Source organism: Desulfosarcina sp. (assembly GCF_046496365.1).
Lineage (GTDB): Bacteria > Desulfobacterota > Desulfobacteria > Desulfobacterales > Desulfosarcinaceae > Desulfosarcina.
Genome location: NZ_JAWOHB010000095.1, coordinates 1 through 3,885 on the forward strand (window position 1 = coordinate 1; position 3,885 = coordinate 3,885).

Genomic DNA, 3,885 nt, shown 5'->3' on the forward strand with positions numbered 1-3,885 from the left:
GCTCAACACCTTGCTGCTGGCGCCCATCATGATACCCGAAGTTATTCTGGGGGTGGCGCTGCTGCTTTTCATTCGATGGCTGCAGCAGCCCAAGAGTTTCGCACTGCTGGTGATCGGTCATGTCGTGCTCACACTGCCCTATGTGCTTCTCATCGTCCAGGCCAGACTGGGCGGCATCAAGAAAGAATATGAGGAGGCCGCGCAGTCACTGGGGGCCAACCCTGTTCAGGCGTTCAAGGAAGTGACGCTTCCCCTGTTGATGCCGGCAATTTTTGGAGGGATGCTGTTTTCGTTTACGATTTCTTTTGACGACATTACCGCTACCTTATTCTGGGCGACAGCGCAGAACCAGACCGTGCCGGTTAAGATATTCGGCATGCTGCGCAATTCCATCAGCCCGGAAATCAATGCGCTGGGGACGGTCATGATTATTCTGACCATCGCCACGCCGCTGCTGGCCGGCTATTTGACGCGCAGGCTTTCAAAAGGCGTGTGAGCTTTAACAGGAGAATATAACGATGCCCATGGTCGAACTGAAAAACAGCGGTGGAAACACCCGCTGGATCACTGTTTTTCCGTTCCGTTCGCTGGAGGCGGCCCGGTCCTATGTTAAAAAATCATCCGTTCCCTTAAAAATAGTCAAAGGCGATGCGCCGGTCTACTGGGTGTGCAGCTTGGAGGATGCTGAATGGGCCGCTGTCTGCGGATATGAAACCGTCGAGGGAAATCTTGAATAGGCGCTAACCATTCATAACCTGAAAGGAGACAGAAAATGAAACAAGATCAGGAAAAGAGACTGGAAAATCTTTACGAACGCTACCTGAACGGTGATATCAGCCGCAGAAATTTTATCAGGTATCTGAGCCTTGCCGGTGTCGCTGCCGGTCTGGCGGGCGGTCCGTTCAGCCCGTTCAGCCGGAATGCCTTTGCCGCCAATTCGATTCGTTTCGACGGATGGGGCGGCGTGGTATCCGAAGCCTTTCGCGAACATGCATTTAATCCCTTTACGAAAGCGACGGGCATAAAGGTGGTCGACGGCGAATTCGGCGATATGGACACCTATCTGACGCGGGTGAAGGCATCCTTTCCGCCGGGAGGCGAGTTTAACCTGGCGCATCTGAGCGGCGTCTTCGATTATGCCAGGTATGTGGGCCTGGGGTATGATGTGGCCCTGGATGAAAGCAAGATTCCCAACCTGAAGTATGTCATGACAGCCATGATGGAACCGTATCGAAAAATAACCAACGGCAAACTGTCCGCCGTTCCCTATGATTACGGACAAACCGGTATTGCCTATAACACCAAGTACATATCCAAGGACAAGGCGGAAAAGATGGGGGCCTCCCTGCTGTGGGACAAGGATCTCAATAAAAAACTCGGCAGCTGGGGGGATTGGCGCACCAATATCTGGTATGCGGCCCTGCATACCGGCCAAAATCCAAACAACATCACCGACCTGGACGCGATGTGGAATGCGTTGCGTCAACAGGTTCCCATGATCAAAAAATACTGGGGATCGGGCGCGGAGCTCATGAGCCTGCTGGCCAATGAGGAAATTTACGCCACCGTCGCCTGGTCCGGTCGTGTGGCTGCGCTGCAGGCCCAGGGACATCCCATCGGATTCCTTTCGCCGCACAACTGTTATTCATGGCAGGAATGTATCTTTGTCATCAAGGGAACGGATCTGAATGTGGCCCAACAGCTGTTGAATTACATGCTGGAGCCTAAAGCCGCCATTGCCGTGGCCGTGGGACAGAAGTATCCGCCGAGTCTCGATCCGACCATGGTTCCCATGCCGGATGAGGTCAAACGGCTGCCCGAGTTCGATCCGACCGGAAAACTGGACGGCTATCTGTTTGCCGATCCTGCCTACTGGAACGGTCATCAGGTTGAGTTTGCCGAGAAATGGGATCGTATCAAAGCCGGCGGCTGATCATTCGAGCGGCCACCTGCCAATGAAGTTTCCGGCCCCCTTTTTCCAGACGGGGGCCGGAGACTGCCTCAAAACCGGCTGCAACCTGCCGTTTTTATATATTAGAATAGCTGGGTGTCTGTCAGGCGTCAAAACATGGAAGGGAAAAACCGTGGAGAAACAAGATGCTTCCCCTGCCGTTGAATTGAGAGGGGTGTACAAGCGCTTCGGAAAGGTGGTGGCGGTTCAGAAGATGGACCTCACGTTCGGTGAAGGATCGCTGGTGACGCTGCTTGGGCCGTCCGGATGCGGCAAAACCACGATCTTGAGGATGATCGCCGGCCTGGAATCGCCGACGGAAGGGGACATCTATATCAAGGGCAAACGGGTCAACGACATTCCGATCCACAAACGCAACCTGGGGATGATTTTCCAGAATTACGCACTTTTTCCGCATAAGAACATTTTTGACAACGTCGCATTCGGCTTAAAATACCGGGATGTTCCCAAAAACGAAGTAGCAGGAAAAGTAAAAAAGGCGCTGGAGATGGTGCGCCTGCCGGGTGTGGAGAGCCGCATGCCCTCACAGCTGTCCGGTGGACAGCAGCAGCGCATTGCCATGGCGCGCGCCATCGTGATCGAACCCGATGTCCTTTTAATGGATGAACCGCTGTCGGCGCTGGACGAAAACCTGCGCGAAGAGATGCGCCGCGAAATAGACAATCTTCAGCAGCTGCTGGGCGTAACAACCGTTTTTGTGACCCATGACCAGCGTGAGGCCTTGTCCATGTCCGATAAAATCGTGGTGATGAATGACGGGCTCAAACAACAGGAAGGAAGCCCCCAGGAGGTTTATAATTTTCCCGAAAATCACTTTGTGGCGGATTTCCTCGGGCATTCCAATTTTTTTCATGGGACTGTTTCAGACAGGATCCAGGATGTGGTCCATGTTCAGTTGAAGGACGGCAATGCGTTCCGGGTCAAGCACCCGGGTGAATGGCGGCAGGGTGATCCGGTCGAGCTTGTCGTAAGAGCCCAGAACTTGAAAGTCACCACGGAAAATGAGCCGCCGCCGGAGCCGGACATGAATTCGTTCAACGGCATCATCAAGGATCGCAGCTACATGGGCGGCGAAGTCAGCTATTTCGTGGAATTGGAAAACGGCACCATGGTGCATGCCATCGGTATCGCTAAATTGCATCCCATCAGGAAAGGTGTGGCCGTCCGTGTCCACGCGGCTCCCAGACACTGCGGTTTGCTTCGAATCTGATAATCCCCGCCGTTAGCGCTGCTTTACGGCGCAGTCAAGAGAGAACCGCAGCATATCTTACGCAAAACAATTACGCAGTTTTCAGGAGGTATCTTCGTGGATGACAGAAAACTGACGCGAGCGCTGAAGGAAATCTATCCTTCACGCATGGTCACCATCGATTCCCACACGGCCGGAGAGCCGACCCGGCTGATCGTCGGCGGCGCAGGTCCTGTACCGGGTCGTACCATGCAAGAAAAGCGGTTGTATTTCATGGAGCATTATGACCATGTCCGCCTGCAGCTGACGCGGGAAACGCGCGGGCACCGGGGGATGTTTGCGGCATTTCTTACGGATCCTGTAACACCGGGAGCCTGTTTCGGCCTGATCTACATGGATCCCCGCAGATATCCCTTCCTTTGCGGCCATGCAACCATGGGAGCGGTCATGACGCTGATCGCGGCGGGAGAAATTCAGGTGGCGGACGAGTCCATGCCGGTTGTGGTGGACACACCCTCCGGGCCCATGAAAACCACGGTTTACATGCAGAATGGACGGGTTGAATCGGTCGGCATTCAAATGGTGCCCTCCTTTGTGTATCAGGACAAGGCAAAGCTCGAACTGCCTGAACTGGGTGCTGTTTCGGCGGCGACGGTCTGTGTGGGGGGATTTTTTGTCATGGTTTCCGCTCATGAAATCGGCCTCGAGTGGATTCCCGAGAACA

At 54.3% G+C, this 3,885-nt stretch carries 5 protein-coding genes; all 5 read left to right on the plus strand.

Annotated features, from left to right (window positions below; genetic code table 11):
- Positions 1–496: ABC transporter permease (locus R6V78_RS07465; protein ID WP_410288712.1), on the plus strand; the 496-nt coding region annotated here is incomplete at its 5' end.
- A gap of 22 nt (positions 497–518) precedes the next feature.
- Entirely contained in the window at positions 519–737 is a 219-nt protein-coding gene (locus R6V78_RS07470; protein ID WP_410288713.1) for a hypothetical protein, read from the plus strand.
- 35 nt (positions 738–772) lie between these two features.
- Positions 773–1,933, plus strand: coding sequence for an extracellular solute-binding protein (locus R6V78_RS07475; protein WP_410288714.1), 1,161 nt, complete (start codon positions 773–775; stop codon positions 1,931–1,933).
- Between the two features lie 151 nt (positions 1,934–2,084).
- Positions 2,085–3,182: an ABC transporter ATP-binding protein gene (locus R6V78_RS07480; protein WP_410288715.1), complete on the plus strand. Its 1,098-nt coding sequence runs from the start codon at positions 2,085–2,087 to the stop codon at positions 3,180–3,182.
- Positions 3,183–3,278: 96 nt separating this feature from the next.
- Positions 3,279–3,885: proline racemase family protein (locus R6V78_RS07485; RefSeq protein WP_410288716.1), on the plus strand; the 607-nt coding region annotated here is incomplete at its 3' end.

Bases quoted from the DNA above. Each gene is read 5' to 3' on its own strand.
- R6V78_RS07475 (WP_410288714.1), top strand. From the start codon at position 773: ATGAAACAAGATCAGGAAAAGAGACTGGAAAATCTTTACGAACGCTAC.
- R6V78_RS07470 (WP_410288713.1), top strand. From the start codon at position 519: ATGCCCATGGTCGAACTGAAAAACAGCGGTGGAAACACCCGCTGGATC.